Annotated in this window: 19 protein-coding genes; 2 read left to right on the forward strand and 17 right to left on the reverse strand. The window is 35.1% G+C overall.

All coding sequences use genetic code 11. The features are described from left to right. Positions 1-119 precede the first annotated feature (119 nt). The 12 genes from plsY to FZC40_RS11295 all read right to left on the reverse strand — a co-directional run bounded on the left by plsY (position 120) and on the right by FZC40_RS11295 (position 13,588). Positions 120-755 (reverse strand): glycerol-3-phosphate 1-O-acyltransferase PlsY, encoded by a 636-nt coding sequence (plsY, locus tag FZC40_RS11240; protein ID WP_148604357.1) that lies wholly within the window; start codon positions 753-755, stop codon positions 120-122. 26 nt (positions 756-781) lie between these two features. Then, a complete protein-coding gene (locus FZC40_RS11245; RefSeq protein ID WP_337959677.1) occupies positions 782-1,075 on the reverse strand; it encodes a cysteine-rich small domain-containing protein in 294 nt (97 codons plus the stop codon). Continuing rightward, the gene (locus tag FZC40_RS11250; RefSeq protein WP_148604362.1) at positions 1,053-1,625 is read right to left on the reverse strand and encodes an indolepyruvate oxidoreductase subunit beta; all 573 of its coding nucleotides are present in this window, start codon (positions 1,623-1,625) and stop codon (positions 1,053-1,055) included. Before FZC40_RS11250 ends, FZC40_RS11245 begins: the two co-directional genes overlap by 23 nt. Beyond that, a complete protein-coding gene (iorA, locus tag FZC40_RS11255) occupies positions 1,626-3,407 on the reverse strand; it encodes an indolepyruvate ferredoxin oxidoreductase subunit alpha (RefSeq protein WP_148604364.1) in 1,782 nt (593 codons plus the stop codon). Further along, positions 3,382-4,353 (reverse strand): phosphate acyltransferase, encoded by a 972-nt coding sequence (locus FZC40_RS11260; protein ID WP_148604366.1) that lies wholly within the window; start codon positions 4,351-4,353, stop codon positions 3,382-3,384. The genes iorA and FZC40_RS11260 overlap by 26 nt, the downstream gene beginning before the upstream one ends. 203 nt (positions 4,354-4,556) lie before the next feature. Next, positions 4,557-5,927 (reverse strand): citrate/2-methylcitrate synthase, encoded by a 1,371-nt coding sequence (locus FZC40_RS11265; protein ID WP_148604368.1) that lies wholly within the window; start codon positions 5,925-5,927, stop codon positions 4,557-4,559. Between the two features lie 447 nt (positions 5,928-6,374). Beyond that, positions 6,375-6,833 carry a chemotaxis protein CheX gene (locus FZC40_RS11270; RefSeq protein ID WP_148604370.1) on the reverse strand — a complete coding sequence of 153 codons (459 nt, stop codon included), beginning with the start codon at positions 6,831-6,833 and terminating at the stop codon, positions 6,375-6,377. Beyond that, the gene (locus FZC40_RS11275; protein ID WP_148604372.1) at positions 6,824-7,690 is read right to left on the reverse strand and encodes a response regulator; all 867 of its coding nucleotides are present in this window, start codon (positions 7,688-7,690) and stop codon (positions 6,824-6,826) included. The genes FZC40_RS11270 and FZC40_RS11275 overlap by 10 nt, the downstream gene beginning before the upstream one ends. Positions 7,691-7,856: 166 nt before the next feature. Further along, positions 7,857-9,392 (reverse strand): ABC-F family ATP-binding cassette domain-containing protein, encoded by a 1,536-nt coding sequence (locus FZC40_RS11280; RefSeq protein ID WP_148604374.1) that lies wholly within the window; start codon positions 9,390-9,392, stop codon positions 7,857-7,859. A 248-nt stretch (positions 9,393-9,640) separates the two neighbouring features. Further along, entirely contained in the window at positions 9,641-11,512 is a 1,872-nt protein-coding gene (dxs, locus tag FZC40_RS11285) for a 1-deoxy-D-xylulose-5-phosphate synthase (protein WP_148604376.1), read from the reverse strand. A gap of 222 nt (positions 11,513-11,734) precedes the next feature. After that, positions 11,735-13,084, reverse strand: a complete 1,350-nt coding sequence (locus FZC40_RS11290; protein WP_148604378.1) for a hypothetical protein — start codon at positions 13,082-13,084, stop codon at positions 11,735-11,737. A 180-nt stretch (positions 13,085-13,264) separates the two neighbouring features. Beyond that, positions 13,265-13,588, reverse strand: a complete 324-nt coding sequence (locus FZC40_RS11295) for a PadR family transcriptional regulator (RefSeq protein ID WP_148604380.1) — start codon at positions 13,586-13,588, stop codon at positions 13,265-13,267. Between the two features lie 778 nt (positions 13,589-14,366). On the opposite strand from FZC40_RS11295, the gene FZC40_RS11300 reads away from it, so the two are divergent. Continuing rightward, the gene (locus FZC40_RS11300) at positions 14,367-15,191 is read left to right on the forward strand and encodes a formate/nitrite transporter family protein (RefSeq protein ID WP_148604382.1); all 825 of its coding nucleotides are present in this window, start codon (positions 14,367-14,369) and stop codon (positions 15,189-15,191) included. 415 nt (positions 15,192-15,606) lie between these two features. Here the strand turns inward: FZC40_RS11300 and FZC40_RS11305 are convergent, their stop codons facing one another. The 5 genes from FZC40_RS11305 to FZC40_RS11325 all read right to left on the reverse strand — a co-directional run bounded on the left by FZC40_RS11305 (position 15,607) and on the right by FZC40_RS11325 (position 20,393). After that, complete coding sequence (locus FZC40_RS11305; protein WP_148604384.1) at positions 15,607-16,815, reverse strand: EAL and HDOD domain-containing protein; 1,209 nt, start codon at positions 16,813-16,815, stop codon at positions 15,607-15,609. 224 nt (positions 16,816-17,039) lie between these two features. Then, complete coding sequence (locus FZC40_RS11310; RefSeq protein ID WP_148604386.1) at positions 17,040-17,678, reverse strand: toxin-antitoxin system YwqK family antitoxin; 639 nt, start codon at positions 17,676-17,678, stop codon at positions 17,040-17,042. A 322-nt stretch (positions 17,679-18,000) separates the two neighbouring features. Next, on the reverse strand, positions 18,001-18,768 hold the full coding sequence (locus tag FZC40_RS11315; protein WP_148604388.1) for an HD-GYP domain-containing protein: 768 nt from the start codon (positions 18,766-18,768) through the stop codon (positions 18,001-18,003). A 29-nt stretch (positions 18,769-18,797) separates the two neighbouring features. Then, entirely contained in the window at positions 18,798-19,886 is a 1,089-nt protein-coding gene (locus FZC40_RS11320) for a GGDEF domain-containing protein (protein ID WP_148604391.1), read from the reverse strand. A gap of 87 nt (positions 19,887-19,973) precedes the next feature. Beyond that, positions 19,974-20,393: a hypothetical protein gene (locus tag FZC40_RS11325; RefSeq protein WP_186843878.1), complete on the reverse strand. Its 420-nt coding sequence runs from the start codon at positions 20,391-20,393 to the stop codon at positions 19,974-19,976. A 240-nt stretch (positions 20,394-20,633) separates the two neighbouring features. Between FZC40_RS11325 and FZC40_RS11330 the strand changes: the two genes are divergently transcribed. After that, a complete protein-coding gene (locus FZC40_RS11330) occupies positions 20,634-22,709 on the forward strand; it encodes a S8 family serine peptidase (protein ID WP_148604396.1) in 2,076 nt (691 codons plus the stop codon). Positions 22,710-22,874: the final 165 nt, after the last annotated feature.

Genomic DNA, 22,874 nt, shown 5'->3' on the forward strand with positions numbered 1-22,874 from the left:
TGTCTGCGCTGGACATAACCCGGAAATACTTGTTGATATGAATATTCGATAGATGTCCAAATTTAAGGGCGTAATAATTTCAGTAAGATCAAACACGATATTCAGTTAACAACAACTTACTATTGTTCTTTTTTCTTAATCTTTACTTTTTGCCCAAGTTTGCTTTCTCTTCCCTGGATAATTCGTCCGATATTTTTTCGATGCTGGAATAAACTAAACAGACATAATACAAAAGCAAAAACAACTTCAGTGACAGTTCGGCCCGAAAGAAGAGCAAAGATAGGCAGCATGGTCATCCCTACCATAGAAGCCAAAGAAACCATTTTCCATATTGCTAATACAATGAGACCAATCATGATGGCAATAATGGCTACTTCCCAATCTAAAGTCAGAAATACACCTAATGAAGTCGCCGTTCCTTTGCCACCACGAAATTGAAGAAATGCTGGCCAGTTATGTCCAGCTACAACCGCAATTCCTCCGATAACAAGGAAAATGCCATTATAAACATCACCAAGACCCAAGAGGTATCGTCCAACAATAATTACCAAACAGCCCTTGAATGCATCAAGAAGAAAAACCGGTATTGCAAATTTTTTTCCCATTACACGAAGCACATTTGTTGTGCCCGCATTGCCACTCCCATAATCACGCACATCTTCATTTTTGAAAAATTTCACCAGAATATAAGCAAAATTCAGGTTTCCTAACAAATAGGCTGCGATAATAAAAACAAGACCAATAATAATTGACATTTCCCTACCCCTTTAACACATTAAATTTAATCTATTTTGACTCGTTCAATAAGTGTTGATAGTTTTTCCAGAACACCGTCGTAGTTTTCTTTTTGATGGGGATAATTACAATTGCTACAGTTTTTTATACCTTTATCTGTAAAAATAAAGGTGCCTCTGCAATCCTTTCCCAGCGCATATAAAGGACAATAACAAAACAAGCAATTAAATTTACTGATATCATCGGCTTTATGACATGGGAAATATTCACACGAAGTATGTTGAAAAAACTTGAAGTTTTTCTTGGTTGTATCCATTTTAAGCAGCATCCATTCCCGCATGAAGAGCTTTTACATTAATATCAATGAATTTTTCTTTAACATTTTTGGAAATGATTGATTCCCAATCTATTTCTGTCAAACCCATTAATTTGATAACAGAACCTAAAAGAATGACGTTTGTCACTTTATTATTTCCTAGAGCTTCAGCCATTTTAGATGCTGACATCACTCTACAATCAATCTTACTCTCTATTTCTTCCAAAATACCTTCAGGATAAGCATTTGTTCCAATAACAACAGAAAGTGGCGAAATCTCAGTATCATTAACAACCATTTTTCCCTTTGGTTTCAGATATTCCATTGATCGGAGTCCTTCTAATTTTTCAAAGGCAACAACAATATCAGCACTACCAATTTCGATAACAGGAGACTGAACATTATCGCCATAGCGTACCAATGAAGAAACTGAACCTCCACGTTGGCTCATACCATGAATTTCACTCATCTTAACATCAAAACCAGCTTCCATCAAGCCAGTAGTCAACAGCTTGGCAGCGGTAATAGTTCCCTGACCACCAACCCCAACTAGTACAATATTTTTTGTTTCCATCTATCTTACCTCCACTTCAATAGCTTGTTTAGGACAGATTTGAGCACAAACCCCGCAACCAACACAAGTCTCTTTTAGAATTCCAGATTTCTTATTAACGGTATCAAAGGCCAAAGCCGGGCAGCCAGATTTTAAGCATTTTTTGCATCCGATGCATTTTTCAACATTTACTGTACAGAAATTTTTAAATGCACTTGGAAATTCATCTTTATCTAAATTAGAAAGTTTTTTTAGGACACATGGCCAACGTGTGATGATAACTGCTGGTCCTTCAACATTGAGGCCCCATTCAATGGCATCGTTCATCATCTCAAGATTATTAGGGTCGATGGAGATTAGCTCTTTTACCCCACAAGCTTTAACCATAGCCTCAATATCAATAATTGGAGCTTCTTCACCCTTTAAGTCAAAACCAGTACCAGGGTTTTGCTGATGTCCTGTCATTCCGGTAATACGATTGTCTAAAATAATGGTCAGGGTATTGCTTTTATTATAGACTACATTCATCAGACTGGTAATACCGGAGTGGAAGAATGTTGAATCACCTAAAATAGAAACAACTTTTTTCGAATGATCTCCTTTTATGTCAAAAGCCTTTTGAACGCCATGCCCACCACTAATACTTGCGCCCATGCAAATCATGGCATCTGTTGCATTATATGGTGGCATTAGCCCAAGGGAATAACAACCAATATCGCTAAAGATCATCAGATCTTTTCGACGTCCCAATTCATAGAAGGCCCCACGATGAGGACATCCTGCACAGAACGCTGGTGGTCTGGGTAAAATCATTTCCGGATTCGGTTGAATGGTTGAAACTTCTTCATTTAATAATGCTTTACGTATTCGATCCGGAGTTAACTCACCCATAGTAGGTAGCTTTTCTTTTCCAATACAAGCGATACCAGCTGCTTTAATTTCTTTTTCCATAATTGGATCATTTTCTTCAAACACATAAATAGTTTTCTTATCTTTAGCAAACTCTGCAATTTTTCCCATCGGAAGAGGGTAAGTAAAACCAATTTTCAGATAAGAAGCTTTATCACTATAAACTTCTTTTGCGTAACGGTATGCTACTCCTGAACCAATAATACCGATTTCAGATTTATTATCTTCGATATAATTAAATGGTGTCGTATTTGAATAAGTTTCTAGTTGTTTGAAATTATTTGCAAGTTTTACCTGCATTCCTTTTGCAAAGGCCGGTAAAGGACAGTACTTTTTAATATCTTTTTCATAGGGTTTATCCGCAACTTCTTTTCTATCCTGACATTCAACGATAGATTTAGAGTGACAAACTCGCGTGGTCATTCTGAAAAGAACCGGCATATCATATTCTTCACTGACAGCATAAGCTTCTTTTATCATATCTTTTGCTTCCTGGCTGTCAGAAGGTTCGAACATGCAGACTTTAGCATGACGTGCATAATTACGATTGTCCTGTTCATTTTGAGATGAAAACATCCCTGGTTCATCAGCTGTAACCACTACCGCGCCTGCGTTAACACCTAGACAGGCAAATGTAAAAAGAGGATCAGCAGCTACATTAAGCCCAACATGCTTCATGGCGCAAAGGCTTCTCACTCCACCGATGCAAGCGCCCGCAGCAGTTTCAAGGGCTACCTTTTCATTAGGTGCCCACTCTGAGACTATTTCATCATAAGTAGTCACATTTTCCAATATTTCTGTACTAGGCGTTCCTGGGTAAGCTGTGGCATATTTCACTCCAGCTTCCCAGGCCCCTCTTGCGATGGCTTCATTTCCTGTTAATAATTTTTTCATTTCTTTTTTTCTGCTCCTCTCGTGTTTCATGACAATCACCCATATGTTGAGTTAAATATATACCCAGAGTGATAGAATTTAATTTGTTTTCATAAGAATCAGACCGAGAAGTTAAAATGATTGGCACACAAGCCCCCATTACTACTCCGGCTGATTCAGCATTACCCAGATGGGTCATGACCTTCAGTACTGCATTTCCTGTTTCAATGTTTGGGGCTAAAATCACATCAACATCTCCGGCAACTTCTGAAACATACCCTTTTATTTGAGCTGCTTTTTTTGATACCATCAAATCCATGGCTATAGGACCCTCAACAATAACATTTTCACCAAAATAATGTTTCTCAGATAATTCTTTAAGTGCAGCCGCATCTACAGTAGCTGGCATTTTAGGATTGACTTTTTCCTTAGCAGCCAAACATCCGATTTTCACCGGTTGAATTCCCAACAATTTGGCTAAAACTACGACATTTTCGATAATCCCCTTCTTTTTTTCTAAATCTGGGTCAATAATTATGCCACCATCAGATATCATCAAGAATTTGTGATATGTTTTTAGTTTCATGATCATGATACTACTTAAAAGTCGTCCTATCGTTAAACCATTTGTTTTATTGATTACTGCTTTCAAAAAAATAGAGGTGTCGACCAGACCTTTCATAATAAAATCCGCTTCACCTTGACGTACTAATGACACTGCTTTATCACAGGCAGTAACTAAATCAACAATATCAATGATTTGCATATCACTTAGATCAATTTTTTTATCGGCACTAATCTTTAGAATTTCTTCCTGACTACCAATTAAGATTATCTTGATTAAATACCTTCCCTTTGCTGTTGAAAGTGCTTTAAGTAGCTCAGCTTCAGCAGCTAGTGCAACAACTAATGTAGGTTTTGAACCAAGTTTTACAGAATTAGTAATATCGCTAAAGTTATCGATCATTTTATTGCCCTCACATTTTCGTATGAATCATTATACACTAATTCAATCGTTTAATAAAGAAACAATTTTTTGAGTTGTTAAATTACTTTTCAAAAATAATGATCCTATCATATAAAAAAAATGGTCTTCACAGTCTATTCTAGCACAGAATAGATTGAGAAGACCATGACTTTAATACAATTTTATTAACAATTCACATGAGTTTATTTTCTCTCTGCTAAAGGTTCGTAGTCTCGTCGATCACAAACATTCATGTATGCAGGTCGAATAATTTTGCCGGCATTAATCAGTTCTTCCAATCGGTGAGCACTCCAACCGGAAATTCGGGCAATCGCAAATATCGGTGTGAAGAGTTCCAGCGGTAATCCTAACATACTATAAACAAAACCACTATAAAAATCAACATTGGCACTAACGCCTTTATACATTTTTCTTTCATCTCTGATGACCTCTGGAGCTAAACGCTCTACCAACGAATAAAGATCAAATTCATCATGCATTCCTTTTTCTTCAGAGAGACTTTTAACAAAACCTCTGAGTACAGCGGCTCGCGGATCAGAAACGGAGTAGATTGCATGCCCCATTCCATAAATAAGTCCGGCTTTATCAAAAACTTTTTTATGAAGTAGATCTGCAAGATAACTCCGAACTTTGTTTTCATCGGTCCAATCGTCAATATTTTCCTTCATATCGTTAAACATTTCAACAACTTTAATGTTTGCGCCCCCATGCTTTGGCCCCTTTAACGAACCTAATGAAGCTGCAATAACCGAATAGGTATCTGTTCCAGATGATGACACAACATGAGTTGTAAAGGTAGAGTTATTACCTCCGCCATGCTCGGCATGAAGTACTAAAGCAATATCAAGAATCCGAGCTTCTAGCTCAGTATATTTACAATCGGGTCTCAAAATATATAAAATGTTTTCCGCAGTTGAAAGCTCAGGCTGGGGTTGGTGAATAAAGAAACTTTGCCCATCATGATAATGACTGTAGGTTTGATAACCATAAACAGCCAACAAAGGAAATAGTGCAATCAGTTCCAGACATTGTCTTAAGACATTGGGAATGGTCACATCGTTGGCATTATCATCATAAGCAAACAGAGTTAATACACTCCTGGCTAAAGTATTCATCATATCCTGACTTGGTGCTTTCATGATAATATCACGTACAAAGTTAGTTGGTAAATTACGATAATTTCCAAGAAGCTTTGAAAAGTTTTGAAGTTCAATTTTTTTAGGCAGATCCCCAAATAATAAAAGGTAGGTTACCTCTTCAAATCCAAATCTCTTTTCTTTTACAAAACCATCAACAAGTTCTTCAATATTGATGCCGCGATAAAACAGCTCGCCCTTTTGACCGATTTTTTTACCATTCTCATCAAAAAAATAGGCTATAATTTCAGAAATATCAGTTAAACCTGTTAATACACCATTTCCTTCTAAATCCCGAAGGCCTCTATTGACCCGAAATTTTGTATATAATTCTGGCTGAATATAACTATTTTTTGTACATAACTCACTGTATTTAATAATCTCAGGGGTAATTTCCGAAAAAATACGATTCATCATCAATCTCCTCTTCTATACTTAATTTATTCTAATTATACCCTATAATCTTACATAGATAAAGCTAAAATATTATTATTTAATGTTTTTTTTGAAAGTATTTTTTTGAAAACCACTTATTTTATCCGTAATCAGTTGTATTTCATAGTTTAAATATTATTTTTGAAAGATTGATTAATATTCTTTCATTTTAGTTGAAACTTATATTCTCAGTTTCTCAATATATTTTAATTATATTCTTCCTTCCTATTTAATCGCTATTGTACTTATCGATTTTAAACGCAACTTTTTCTGATGAAAATAAATTGAATGTTTTTACCAAAATTTAAAAAGTCAAACTATTTAAGGCCAACCTGATAAAGGTTGGCCTTATGATTTAGGTTTGTATCTATTTTGAAGTGAGTTATATAACAGCACTTCATCATTTTATAAATTATTTTTTCTCAGTCACTAAACTAAAGCTACACAGATTTCCATCTTTATTCCATCAACATCAAATTCAACACAAATAATCTCTTCTTTGTTCAAGTTCAACTCAATGTTTTCACCAAATAAAAGAGTGGGAACAGATATGTCAACATTAACTGCTTCCTTTGAAAAATTTATACAAGCATTGGCTGTAAGCATATTAGACAATTCTGAGAGCGCACTCTGCGCCATATCATCCAGTTCTTCCACAGGCATTCCCATCATCATGATCGAGGCTATTTGTTTTGCCCCTTCTTGATTGATACAATAAACGACATTTCCTTTTTTATCGCCAACTATTCCCAGCGTTATAACAACTCCGCTAGCTATAATCTTTTTCGACTTTTCACTAAATCCCTTCTGGATTAAGCTTTGAAAACCAAACTGCGGTAAAATCTCAGTAACAGCATCAATAAAAGGATTAATGTTTTTTAAATCCATGACTCATCCCCCTTTTGAACTCCAATATTCATGAATGCCTCTCCTAAATCTGTTTTTATCATAAAGGATTTGCTATCCATATCCCCGATTGATATGGTAATGTCTTCACCAACAATGACAGTTGGAGGTGATACACGAAGTCCAAATGATCGATTTAATCCATTTAGAAGGGAACAGGCATTTCCAGCAATGACATTTGTAAACTCACTAAGGAACTGAATTGCCTCCTCAAGCGTTTGATTTTCATCCTGCACTATTTTTTTTACCATATTAAGTGCAGTATTACTGGACATATCGATAATAAGTCTGCCCTTATGTCTTCCGATCATTCCAACAGCTACCGAAATACCTGATGATTTTCTGACACCCTTGTATTTAAGCTGATAGTTCTCAAGTTCTACTTCTCCGCCAAGTTCACTTTTTAGAAAAGTGAACACTGATTCTTTAAAGGCTTCTTCATAATTATCTTGCAAGATCTGGTACAGCTCTTCTCCAGCAAACAGCTTTTCAATTGCTGCCTTCAATCCATCTGCATCAACAGGCTTTTGAAGGTATGCTTTTATTCCTGCATTTTTTGCTTTTTCAATAATTTCTTCGTCCATCATTGAACTTATTGCGATGATTTTTGTTTCTTTTACGTGTTTTAATAGCTCTCTTGAACACTCTATTCCATTACCATCCGGCAAAGTCATATCCATCGTGATTAAATCAGGTTTAATTGCTTTTGCTTTTTCTATTGCATCTTTCATATTCAGCGCTGTAGCCACTACCTCAAGTCCATCTTTTTCCAGCATTTTTTTTAAAACTGCTATTGAAAAAGTCGAATCATCCACTATCATAACTCTCAGATTTTTCATAATTAACCACCTTAGGATAAAATAATTTAATTTGTATATGCTTATTCTAATTGTAAAAGCCGCGTTACGTCAAGTAATAATATTATCATACATTAGGATTTAAATATTCAAATCTGTATTAATATGTATAAAAATTAATTCTTTTTATAACACTAAGTTTATTTTGCTATAAATCTTCTATGTTGACAATTTTATCAGCCCAATCTTCATAAAATGAGGATTCATGGGATACGAGAATCATGTTTCCTTCCCAGTTAATGAGTTCATTTTTAAATACCTCTTTTGCGTCCCCATCAAGGTGGTTTGTCGGCTCATCCAGAATCAGAAAATTAGACTTAGTCAGCATTAAACTGCAAATCTTTACCTTAGCCTGTTCCCCACCGCTAAGAGTTGAAACCGACTGAATTGTGCTCGCTGCCTTTAAGCCGCACTGTGCTAAATACCTTCTTATCTGACTTTGAGACTGTTTTGGAAATTCATCTACTATGATTTGTATCGGTGTTTGCGCTGGGTTCTTCCAGTTCAGATCCTGTTCAAAGAATCCCATTTTCACATTATCGGCAAATTTGAATTTGCCAGAGATTGCAGATATCTGGTGTATTAAAGTTTTAAGCAAAGTTGATTTTCCAATCCCGTTGAATCCTGTTATCACTATTTTTTGACCTGATTCCACCTTGAAATTTAATTTTGGTAAAAGTGGATAGTAATATCCAATCTCTAAATCTTTTACAACTAAAGATTTTTGAGCCGAAATCGCTAAAGACGTAAAATGAAAATGCGGCTTTGGTGCTGTTTCAGGTGGTGGAATCCGATCAATTTTATCAAGTTGTTTTTGCCTGCTTTTTGCCATATTCGCAGTGGAAGCTCTTGCTTTGTTTTTTGATATGTAATCTTCATATTTTTTTATTTGCTTTTTTTGTGCCTCAAATTCTCTGATATAACCTTCTCTTCTTAGGCCTTTCAATTCAATAAATTTTGAAATGTTTCCATTATACTTTTTGATTGCACAAAACTCGATATCACAGATACAAGTGGTTATTTTATCAAGAAACTCAAAGTCATGAGAAATGACGATAAAAGTTCCATCATAGCCTCTAAGATGATCTGTCAGCCATTCCACATGTTCTTTATCAAGAAAATTTGTCGGTTCATCCAGTAATAATACATTGGGTTCTTCAAGAAGGAGTTTGGCCAAAATAACTTTTGCTCTTTGTCCCCCGCTGAGTTTGTCAAGTTTACTGTCCATACCTAATGCTGTAATTCCAAGGCCATCAGCAACTTTTAAAATTCTGTTTTCAATTTCATAAAAACCAGAATTTTCCAAAAGACTTTGATAGTCCGCAGCCTTATTGAGCATCTTTTCGCTGCTGTCACACATCATGTTTTCATAGATTTTGTTTAGTTCCAACTCAGTCTTATAAAGCTCAACGAATGCTGTTTTAAGATAGTCAAATACCGTAACCTCTTTGTCAATTTTAGCATGTTGATCTAGATATCCTACCTTGATTCCTTTTTGCCAACGTATTTCTCCTACATCGGGTATAACTTCTCCGATGAGTGAATTTAAAAGCGTTGTTTTCCCTGTCCCGTTTCGTCCCACAATCCCCATGTGCTCACCCTTGAAAAGCTCAAATGACGCTTCTCTATATAATGATTTATCACCAAAAGAATGTGATATATTAATAACGTCCAACAATCCCATTTTAAATTTCTCCTTAAAATAAAAAATAAAAACAGAGTGTCATGTTTTAATTTGACCCTCTGTCAACAAAAAAAAGCCACGACATGCATTGCGTCATGGCTTAGAAACTATCTTAACTAACAAAATTTTTTCACAAACTATTATTATAATAATCCAGCAGACAATTTCTACTTTAACTAATATACAGATTATCATACCTTTACATTTTTGTCCAGTTTAGTCGAAATTATCATGAAAAGGCTTGTTTCTTAATGGCTTTTCATGAGATCCTTGATTTCAGCCGCAATCTGTTCTGGTTGGAAGCCGCAACTTGCATATAATGAAGCCAAATCACCCTGCTCCATCAAGGGATTTTCAATCGCTCGGATCAATATCTTTTTTGTATGCATCATATCTTTTTGGGCGAATTCAGATGCTATTTTTTCTGCAATTCCGCCACTTTTTATACCTTCTTCCAATATATAAATAAACCTAACCCCTTCAATTAGCGAAAATATCTTCTCAAAATCAAGGGGATAAACTTTCACAAGTTTTATCAAACGAATGTGACCTGCGTTATTCAATAATTTGATGGCATCATAGGCATTCTTGGTAATTCTTCCATAGGTAATTATGGCAACCTCATAGGGGGCCGTAGAAAAATCCAGATAATTCAGGCCGTCTAAGGCTTTAAATTTACTGCGATCATATTCTAATTCCGCCCCTTTAGGATATCTTATTACCACTAATCCACAATGATGAAACGCATGATTAAAGGATTGCTCCATTTCGGCATAAGTTTCTGGGCTAAAGATCTCAATTCCAGGTATAGAGGCCAAATAAGAACAATCGTAAATACCCTGATGGGTAATCCCATCCCCTGGTACAAGTCCGCATCGGTCGAGTGCCATAATCATTGGCAGTTTTTGTATCGCAACGTCGTGGATCAATTGATCATAAACTCTTTGAGTAAACGTAGAATAAATAGCACATACCGGAGTTTTCTGATTGGCAGAAAGGCCTGCACCAAAGGTAACGGCATGTTCTTCGGCAATGCCCACATCATAAAACCGTTGGGGATAGTTTTCTCTGAACTCGTTCAAACCTGTTCCACTGGTCATTGCTGCAGTAATGGCACAAATCGATTGATTATGTTCTGCCTCTCTGCAAAGGATATCTCCAAAAACAGATGAAAAATCAATCTTCTTTTTTGTTGGATTAACCCCGCTTTTTAAATCAAAAGCGCCCACTGAATGATATATTTCCGGGTTGTCTTCAGCAGGTTTATAACCTTTGCCCTTGATCGTATGAACATGGACAAGGCAACATTTGTTTTTTTCTTTTGCTTCTCTAAGCACTGTTTCTAGTTTTTTAATCTGGTCCCCTTCAATGGGCCCAAGATAATCAAGACCAAGATTTTCAAATAAATTCTCGTTCATCACTCTTTTTTTGATGCGCTTTTTTAGCTTTCTCGTGGTACTTACTAAGCGATCACCAACCAAAGGTATTTTGTGAAAGAACATCTGAATTTTGTGTTTTAACGAAAAATATTTTTCACTCGTTCGAATTCTGGATAAATATTTAGATAAACCACCTACATTTTCTGATATTGACATTTCATTATCATTTAATATAATAATCAGTTTTAAATTATTCTTGGTGCAATTATTCAAAGCCTCATAAATCATCCCATTAGTAAAAGAGCCATCGCCAACAACGGCAATAACATAATTTTGTTTACCGTTCAGTTGATTGGCTGTCGCCAACCCTAATGCCGCTGAAATGGATGTTCCGGAATGTCCTGCACCAAAAGGATCATAAATACTTTCCTGGCGATTAGTAAAGCCTGATAAGCCTTTCCATTGACGAAGAGTGTCAAACTCTTTTTGTCTTCCGGTTAAAAGTTTGTGGACATAACTTTGATGTCCAACGTCCAGAACAATTTGATCCTCTGGTGAGTCAAAAATACGGTGAATGGCAATCGTCGTTTCGACAATACCTAAATTAGAGGCTAAATGCCCACCGTTATTTGATACCGTATCAAGGATTTTATTTCTAAGTTCATCAGCAAGGATATCAAGATCACGGTAAGATAATTCTTTTAAATCCTTTGGAGATGAAATGTTATCTAATATACTCAATTTCTATAATCCTTTCCATAAAGAACTCGAACTTTTTTATATAGTTTTTTTTTATAGCCGTAATATCTTATACAATATTCGAGCTGATTAAAAAAGTCAATCCTTAAATTTAAGTTCTATATTATTTGGGGTTGGTGGAATAGCCAAATATTATAGAGACATTTAATAAAGTGAAGCATCCTGATACAGGGTACTTCACTTTAGATTTATATCATCATTTTACTAGAATATATTGAGTATCAACTCGTCGTCAGTAGAAGGATCCAGATGATCGATCATATTTAAATTTTCAAGTTCTTCTCTTTTGGAAAACAAATACCGAATTCTTTCATCAAATGCTTTAGGGAAACAATCAGTAAGGTTTAAGTCGTGCATAATCGTCTTTATTTTACCTTTACCGTCATTGTAATATAGATTCCAAAGATCCTTTGTACAGCTCAAAACATCTGCCGTATTGGTCGGACCGGCGCAAAGGTATGATGTCATTGACTGTTTACATTGTTCGATATCATCACATCCAACGGTTAAAAAAACACACTGAGGAACATCACTGATATTTTCGATAAATTCTTCTTGGCTACTTTCTAAAATCTCAAGCAACTCTTCACTAATGTGATCATTTGTTTCAAAACAGCCTAATTTTTTTTTGGTCCGTAAAATATCATAACATTCTTCTTTTAATTGATGGTAGTATTTTCCATTGTCTGCAAATAGGAATTTTGAATAGTTATGAAAATTGCCAACAATTCCAGAACCAAATTCATAATCTACGATCTGTTTCTTTTTTTCATCATATTTACAGCCGAATCTTCTCTGATGCTGGACATCCTGGGCATTTTTCTTGGTTTTTAAAGTCTCAGCCTGAATATAATAACCTTTATTTTTTTTATCATTGTATAAATTTTTTCTATAACCGGATTTATATGCCTGCCATGAATATTTTAATTTGATAATTGCAATTTGATATTTACCATTATGTCTATTTTTTGAAATTATAACCATGTCTAATCGTCCAAAAGGTATGCCTTCTGATCGATATTCTAAATCAATACAATACCAGTCGGAATCTTTATTGCTATTATTATTGCAGGCAATAATTTGCTGGTATTTTTTTTCCAAGATTCCCACTTTTACTTCAACTGATTTTGTTTCAGGCTTTTTATTCGCAATTTTAACTTCACCCGATTTGATTCTAAATTTTTTATTTTCAATTTTCACTGGGATAGGTTTTGTTTTTAGTGCTTCATTCTCAACATTGGCTTTCAATACCTTGTATGAGCCTGAAAACGCTTTGATAAATTCATCTGATAAGCTAAATGTCATATAATCAGATTTTTCAGTGAATTTCAATCCACACAGAGCAGTATTATCAACATATTTTTTATGAATTTTAATATTGCATTTACTATCAACAACATATGATATTTCAAGCAAGCTTTTACACCAGTAATACACATTGATGCATTCTCCACGAACACCCAAAAACAACTCTTTATTATTAATGATATAATCTTTGAAAAAAGCTTCCAATTTTGGAACTTTCAAAAGATTTTCTATATTTCCTTCTGACATACAAATTTCCTCCTATATATTTTAATTACTCGGAGAACATTATTTTGAGATAATGCACTCTTTTAAATTAGGCTTTTCACGATCGCTATTCGTCAAATATTCAATACAAATCCTTCCAGCCATAATTCTCGTCTACATACATTTTAACTGAATTATGTTCTTTAAGGCTTTGCTAATTTTCTAATGTCGCTTTATGATTCTTTCCGCACTCTTGATATCTAATAATAATCGCTGATATTCCCCCATGAGAATTTCCTCTCCCTTTTCTGTCAGGCAATACAGGCGCTTTCTTTCATCTTCTGAATCCTTTCTTTTTTCTTCCTGAATCCACTTTTTTTTCATCATATTACCAGTTGCTCCATACATAGTTCCGGAACCGATACTGACCCGACCTTCTGAAATTTCTTTTGTTTTCTGCATGATTCCGTACCCATGACTGGGCCCTTCCAGCAAACAAAGCAATATAAAAAAATAGCTTTCGGTTAACGGTTCATTCTTTATCACGGATCTTGCTCCTTTCTATGTCGTCTTGCGATATATCGTACCATGCGATATATTCTCTGTCAACAAATTTTGCATAGAAACTCAATTGGCCAAATATTTCTCTATAGTCACATACATTTACCTCACTTGTTTTATATGATGGAATCCAGTCAAATTGGAACTAGAAGCTCAACAACTTGACAGTAAAACACAGGAATCTTAAATTTATCGTAATTTGTCTGCTTTTCATTATTCATATTGATTTTTTTATCTGTTTTACTTTACCTAATATTTATACAACATCTTAGTATATTTTGTCACTTGTTGTTTAAATCTTTTACCTTTGCGCCATGTTCAGATTGATATTTCAAAACAGAAATTGAATTATTAAATGATACTGAATAGCAGTAATTAAAATCTATATATGAAGATTCTTGCATATATATGGTTATAATTCACACTTCTATTTTTTCATTATTATAGTCTTCAAGGAAAATTTTCAATGGCTTTATTATGCTATTTTTCAATAGCTGTATTGATGTTGAAAAAGATAGCGATACCCAGCAAGAATCTATTTTTGCTTATATATGCCAGTGAAAATATTCTTCTATATTAATATAGAAGAAATTTATTTATAAGTGTATACAAGTTGAAAATATTTTGATATAATTTAAAAATCGATTACATGGAAAACATAAATTTGTTTAACTAAGGAGGTGAACTTAAATAATAATGCATTGTAATGTTCGAAATTTCATGCAATCGTAAATCTATTATTATTTTAGTAAGGAGATCGAGGGTGAATAATTTTTTAACTCCAGGGGAAATTGGTGAAGTGTGGTGCACCAACTGTAACAAAAAAGCAGTTTTATCAATCGGTAAAATGCTGGTATTGGGCATGCTGGCCGGTATGTTTATTGGTTTCGGTGCTTATGGTTTCACTTTGGTTACAGCCGGTGCAACTAGTGGTTTTGAAGTAACCGTTGCCAAGCTTGTTGGTGCAGGTGTCTTTCCCGTTGGTTTAATGCTTGTTGTTTTATGTGGTGCAGAATTATTTACAGGTAACAACCTGATGACTTTATCATTATTTAGAAAAGATATTACTTTGGGTGCAATGCTCCGTAACTGGGGTATCGTTTGGGTTGGAAACTTGATCGGGTCGGTCTTATTTGCCTGGTTATTGTCTAAGAGCGGTTTATATGGTGAAGCGATGGTCACCAAGGCAGTTGCCATTGCCCAGGCAAAGGTTGCCATTCCGTTGGGCGCAATTCTCATTCGGGCAATATTTTGTAATATTCTTGTTGTTTTAGCATGTTGGTTACAGGCTGGTTCGAAAGATATGATTGGCAAAATATTTGCAATTTGGTTTCCAATTATGCTTTTCGTTTTTGCTGGTTTTGAACATAGCGTTGCCAATATGTTCTTCCTGCCAATGGGATTATTTGTTGGCGCAGACATTACTTGGGCACAAATTTTTATTAATAATCTTATTCCTGTAACAATCGGGAATATCATTGGTGGTGCTATTATTATACCGGGTGCCTATTATTATTCATATTTAAGAAAAGCAAAAACTGATACCGTCGGTTCTAAGGTTTTGGAACCGCAAAAAAGCAATATTTAAATATTGTTCTAAAATTCAATACATATAGCGGTTAAATATTTTTTGACTGAAATCTGTGTTATTCAGATTTCAGTCCTTTTGTTTATTAAATCAAAAATTACAATGGCAGAAATATTTAGGACTGGATATTTGCTCAAGGAAGTATATTTCTATCTTAATGCTAAAAAAAAATTTAGGCTGGCTGAACATCTTATTAAAAAAACTAAGCAATAATTAATTTTATTGTTTAGTTTGATTTTTTCCATTTGCCTTTGCAACGTATATCGCTACATAAATATTTGTTCGCAGAAGCATGTTTCTCCACTTTTCGTATGTTTGTTCCATTTGCTTCATCCTTCAGATTTTGACATTAAAAAAGAACCGGTTTGAATTCAACAGCTATAAAATAAATCAGCAGAATTCCGCACTTCATCCGCTACGAAACAAGTATCATTATTTCATTCGCCCACTGAATAGACCAACGGTAGTTTCGAACCAAAACAGTTTCCTCAAGATTCAGCTCTTTTGAAATCTTATCAACGACATTCCAATCTCCTTTTTCATAGGATAAAATCAATTCATAAATCGGATAAAGTACGCCTTTATGATTGATCAATGCATCTAATATTGAAGGTGGCAATGCAACACCCATTAAAGCCTCTTCCATAGACTGGTCTAGAATTGCATCCAATACACTAAATAGCCCCATCATCGATGCTGCATTTTGAAGCTTTTTCATTCCTCCATGAATAGCTATGGATTCTGCAAATTTAGTACGAATTAGAGATATTTTCTTCAGCTCTTCCGGTTTATCTTTACCTAAATCCTGAAGCATTATAACATTGATCCATCTTTCTAGTTCATCTAGACCCATATAGGTTAATGCATACTTAACGGAACTGACTAAATCATTTCCAGATCGAAAACTTGCCATACGCATCACACGATAAGCCAAAGTGACATCCTGCTCAAGGAGTTCGGCCAATGCATCGAAATCAGGATCCACTTTTTTTATTTCTGCAATCACGCGCACATATTGGGACTTGGAAGTTGTTTTGTTATATGATTTTGCTGCAATACTGGGTCTGCTGAAAAAGTATCCCTGAAACAATTGGAATCCCATTTCTTTTGCCTCCAGATATTCTTTTTCTGTTTCAACCTTCTCTGCCAAAAGAATTTTATTCTGGGAAAGGGCTTTAATGACGTCTTTTTCGATTCTTTCCAAAGGAGTTGCCATTAAATCATATTTTATAATATCGGCAAAAGGCGTTAATGGATACTCGCAATAGTTTTCCTTAAAGTCATCCAAAGCAATTTTGTAACCTTTATGTCTGATTTCCTCCAAACGATCCATCAACGTACGATCAATCTTTATATTTTCAAGCATCTCGACGATCATTCGGTCAGGTTCAATTAATTCCAAAGCATTAGAATGAACAAATATTTCATCAAAATTGATAAAGGCATACTTATCCTCAATCAGATTCTCCAATCCAGACTCGTATAAACCAGTGATCACCGTTGCCGTTGCGCCCTGAGATGATATTCCGCCAAACTGGGTTGATTGGCTTTCCAGCCGAAAAAGCAATTCGTATCCAAATACTTCAAGTTGCTGATTAAAAATCGGTTGCCTGGCAATAAACATAATGCATTCCTCCCTTGAATAACAACTTGATATCAGAACACAAACCTGAATTTGAGTTAATGATATTCCTGTAAAATCCTTTATAAAACAATAAAATAATACCACTTTTGATTTAAAAATGCAACATTACGGATATCATATAATAATCGTTCATTTGTTTGAAAAATATTTTCTAATTTTTTCTATGATTTCTATTCTATTTCTAATAACAGTAACTCAATGGCTCATTTTTTTACAGGGCTGCCGTATTCAAATCTACCCTTATGTAGCAAATGACCGTTTCTATCATAACATTTACCCTCTCCATGCCAAAGTCCATTATAAAAATTGCCAATATATTTTAATTTGCCATTTTCATAATACTCTTTGCATTTACCAGAAGGTACAGAGGGGTCTTTTTCACATCCTGTATTAGTTGATAACCTGGCAAAATTGCCTTCACATTTCAAATGTCCATTATCATCATACAGCTTACCATAACCTGATGCATAACCATTTTCAAAGTTACCTTCATATTTTAGTTTCCCAATTTGATCAAATAATTTGCCTTGACCCGCTGCATAATCATTTGAAAAATGACCGATATACTTCAATGTGCCATTTTCATAATACTCCTTACCCTGTCCGATCTGCATTCCATTAAAGAATGTTCCTTCTGCTGTAATTTTATTTGAAACATATTTCTTTCCTTTGAATAATCCATCAGACACATAATAGCCCTTTATAAAGCCATCCTTGCAAAGGACTTTTATAATCGGCTTATCATCCCCAATAGTTGAGAATCCTTTATTTTCACTGATTATATTGCTGAAAATTAACCATATTGAAAACAACAAAATTAGAACAACAATGATTACTGTCATAATATACCCGCTTTCAAATTATCAATGTTTTTTTATTAAATTATAACCTATTTTCTTCTTTAACAACAATACACTACCAAATCATTTCTTATTTTTCTGAATTTGATTTGGCTTCTTTCTAAATTAACAAAAATAATATTTAAACGCTGAAATCATTTTCAGAAGCAGGCTACGTTAAATAGTCTGCTATCAAATATGAGGAAGCTCAATTAACTTGAATAAAACTTCAACATTACCTTTTCGGCTTTGTTGAAGTTTTTTAATTTGTGTAAAAATAATTACTCTATTTAATAGCAATCTGATTTATTTTTAACCGTTCAAATTAGATTATAAGTTTGTCATATTCTTGTATATTTAATTTTTTCGTATGATTTGTGTTAGAATGATAATATTTTTCTATTGTATCACCTAAAACCATCACTAAATTCTCATCCAAAAGATTTGGTGTTTCTTTTTGGATAATACACAGTGCATCACGATAACTAAGCGCATCGCGGTAGTTTCTTTTACTGGTCACCGCATCGAAAACATCTGCTACCCCGACCAGACGTCCATAAAATGGAATCTGAATTCCTGACAATTGATTTGGATACCCACTTCCATCAATCTTTTCATGATGATTTTGAACAATCTTCAAGCTATCTTTCGGTAACCACTTCTGATTTTTTAGCATTTCAAAACCGATTGTTGGATGTTCTTTAATCACTTTGAATTCTGTTACACTCAGTTTACATGGTTTATCAATAATTTTGCTGGGAATTAACAGCTTACCAATATCATGGAGTATTCCACCCAAGCCAATATGATAAACCTCTGATGCTTCAATGTCTAATTCTTTAGCTAAACAAATTGCAATTAGTGCAGTCCTTATGGAATGTCCTGGCAAACAATTACTGACACAGTATGCATTTCTATATTTTTCTAAATCTCCAAATGAGGTATCCATGAGTCCCACTACCATCCACTTGATGTACCTTTGAAATTTAACTGAAAAGATTTTTTCTTCAGTTTTATTATTAAATGATTGGTATACCTCATTTAATTGCACCGAAAAATTATAGATGTCTTTATATGCTTTAACTACTGTCATTTTAATATTCCTTCCTACTTAATCTTCCTTTAGTTGTAATGCACGTTCGATGTTTGCTGACAATCGATTTTTAAAACAAGTGATTTTGCTTTTTCTTTCATATTTTTTTTATTGACGTACATTCTTTCATCGGCTATATCAATCATTGCTCTCAGTGTCTCTCCTTCAAACGAATAACCCACTGCGTACTGTATTTGAGGATGATCATTTTCTTTATTGTGATCATTCACCTGCAATTCAATTTTATATAACAATCTGATTATTTTTTCTTTATTATAACCATGTACGATTATGATGAATTCGTCTCCGCCGTAACGGCCAGCAAAAATACGATCATTGCTGATATTTCCCAATATACAAGCAAAACCTTTTATTAAACGATCTCCTTCATGATGTCCATATAAATCATTCATCTTTTTTAAATTATTAAGGTCAAATATGGCAACACAGTAGGGTGCTTTCTTTGGATTCATAGGCATCCATATTTTTTCTTCACAGCTTCTTCGACCCGGCAACCCTGTGATTTTGTCAATATAGGCGGCAACTTCTAATTCCCTGTTTTTTCGAATCAATTGAATTTCTTTCGTCGATTGGGGAACTGAAGCAACAATTAATACAAATATTAAAATGGCTAAGGCAACCTCATTGGTGATAAGTTCTTTGATTCTTTCTGCCGAATAATTTTCTGTTGCTTCAACAACGTAATTTATTGTTTTAAAATAGGCTTCACTACTTTGCAAGAGGGGTTCCTTATTGCTGGCATTCAATCTATAATTAATAAGGTCAGTTCTCAATTTTCTCCATATCTCTGGTAACAGATTTAACTTTTCAAGAGTAGCTGGATCTTGTTGTTTTTCCCATTCATATCTGGTTTTATCATATTCAAAGTCATTTATTAATTTATCGATAGTATCAATCATATCATTCTGTGGATCTCCATAGAGTTCTAGTTTGACTAGTCGCTGAATTTCACTTCTGATATTGTCAGAGATATTTATTACATCCCCTGTTTCACGGATCAAAAAAATCATATTAAAGATATTAATTAGTAAAAATAACATTAAAACGACACTAATTATTTGAATGATTTTATGTAATAAGTTATTCTTGTTTTCCATTTCGCCATCCAGCCTTTGCCGTATTTATATTAAATTTTCAAAAATCTTTTAATCCAATTTTTTAAATACCGCTGCACGTTTTTTATATCAATAGGTTTGGCAAAAACATCGTATCGGTTTTTTTATTATCTGCTTAATAATCGGTTGAGTTTCTATCATTTTCATATTTTCCGGTACCGGCTCAAATGCTTCAAAAGCTGATTCGTCTACCACTTTTAAAGCGAGTCTTTCTAAAGATGGCGTTTTATTTAATTGATCTTTGAGTTGCTCATATTCCATTTTTGTTCGAAGAAAGATATCCAGGCCATTATTTCTAATATATGCTGATGTGTCTGAATTGTCTACAATATCCTCGGGCAGAAAATAAAGTTCTTCCACTAACCCGATCAATCCGAAAATCATGGTATATGCTTTGATATTTTCCAATACACAATCGCTCTGGAAAAAAACATTAACCTGATAACATTGACTGATTGTTTTCTGTTCTCTTTTAAACTTTACTGACATATTTTTTACCTCGCTTTGTAAAGTGGTCTTTAAAAACACGAACCAGGCTTCACATTTCATACTATATATATATGTTTTATATATTAGCACGATTTTTCTTTTTCGTCAATATTTTTATACCTTCTATTTCACTTCATGAGACTTTAAAATGACGCTCTATCATTTTGTCTTACTTAATTGCTTTTAGAAAGCAAATGCGTTATTATTAAGTATCGATAAAAAGAGGAAAGAGGCACAATTATGAGATTTATAAATATTATCAGCTCCCTATTAGCATTCGTTTTAATTTGCACAGTCTTCCCCCTTGGCGTATTAGCGGAAAACCAGTCCATTTCAGTACAAACAACTGGAATAGTTAAATCTTCAGTTAATGTCTCCAAAGATTCAACAGCAAATGGATCAATGGCTATCCAAAGTATGGATGAAGTGGCTAATATAAATGAAAATTCAAATATCGATGATGAAATTATCGTTATTTATCAGAACAATAATGCTAGTGTGGGTGATCTTGCTCTGACAACTCAAGAAATTAAAGGTGGAGAAACGGTATCTGATCGGGTGGACATTTTAGAAGTAGCTGATTCTAATAATGTGGATTCCATCGTCACCAAATTATCAGAAAATCCCAACGTATTAGTGGCAGAAAAAAACAGCTATATCCAAACTTCCGCCCTCCCCAATGATCCCTTGCTTTCTTTAGAGTGGCAGTTTGAACGTATCGATGCAGATAAAACCTGGAACCAGGTAAATAATTCACAAGCTGTGGTAGTTGCTGTTATCGATACTGGTCTAAATCTCAAACACCCGGATCTTATCGGAAAGACAGTAACCGGCTATGACTACGTGAATGGAACCTCAGACATGAAAGATTTATCAGGTCATGGAACCGAGGTCAGTGGTTGCATTGCCGCCGTATCCAATAATAATATCGGTATTTCCGGAATAGCCGGAACGGCCAATGTTAAAATAGCTCCCTATCGTGTCGGAGGAACCTACGATAATGATGCCAATCTCGATGTCGGTTATATCTGCGCAGCTTTATATGATGCAGCCGGGAGATCGGATGTAAAAGTCATTAATATGAGTTTTGGCGGTTATGATGCCTCCGCGGCGCTTCGAACCGCGGTGGAAAATGCTGCCAATGCCGGAAAGGTTTTAGTAGCCGCCGCAGGGAATGAAGGAAGTAATGCCGATTACTCAGGCGAATTTGCCATTCCCGCTTCCTACAATAATGTTATTTCAGTTGGCGCCACTACGGATACCAATGAAATCGCCTATTTTTCCCAACACAACAGCATGGTGGATTTATGTGCTCCTGGTTATAAAATTTACACCACTAACCATGATGGAGATTACCAGCTAGCATCGGGAACCTCCTTTTCCTCTCCCATCACCGCTGGAGCCTGTGCTGTTCTATTGGCTGCTAATCCCAGCCTTACCAACACCAAAGTGGAAACCATTCTAGAAAATACCGCTTTAGATTTCGGAGCTCCCGGAAAAGATGATTACTATGGATATGGAATGATCCAACTGGATGCAGCTCTGGCTGCCGTAACCCCCAGTATCCCCTTAAGTATTGATAATTTTACGGCGAATAAAATTCCCGATCAAACAGTGGGAACCCCCATCGTTCTAAGCGCATCTGCCAGCGGCGGCCAAGGTTCCTACTCCTATGGATTTTACTATGAACTAAACGGCGAGACCAATACCATCCAGAATTACAGCACCAGTAACACTACAACTTTTACCCCTACCATAGCAGGAATCTATACCCTATATGTCGAGGTAAAAGATGGTGATAATAACATTACCAGAAAAGCAATTAATAATTTTGTAATTAAAGACTCGGCAGTCAAAACCACTTCAATAGCTTATCGAACCCATGTTGAAAATATAGGCTGGCAGGATTTTGTTTCTGATGGAGCCTTGAGTGGCACAACGGACCAATCTCTTCGCTTGGAAGGTATTGAAATTAATGCGAGCGCCCAGGACTATAATCTTGGCGTAGAATACAAAACTCATGTCCAGGATATCGGCTGGCAGAACTTTGTGGCTGATGGGACAATGAGTGGCACAACAGGTCAATCGCTTCGATTAGAGGCCATTCAGATTGACCTTACTGGTACAGATGCAGATTTGTTTGATATCTATTACCAGGTTCATGCCCAAAATGTTGGTTGGCTTGGTTGGGCAAAGAATGGTGCCAGTGCTGGCACTGCAGGTTTGTCATATCGCTTGGAAGGTATCCGAATTCAAATTGTTCCTAAGGGAAGTACTGCCCCTGGTTCGACAGACACACCATTTATAAGTAATTAATTCATCAATAAAAAAGCTGATTTCATTAATGAAATCAGCTCAGAGCGAAGACAAACCCGATTACAAGCAAACAAAGCTGTGATCGGGTTTTTATATTGCTGCCGGAAAATGAAAAAATAGGAAAAACGTGAAGGTACTACAAAACGGATTCGTTTCCGGTACAGC

It is taken from the genome of Acetobacterium tundrae, assembly GCF_008086615.1.
Taxonomy (GTDB): domain Bacteria; phylum Bacillota; class Clostridia; order Eubacteriales; family Eubacteriaceae; genus Acetobacterium; species Acetobacterium tundrae.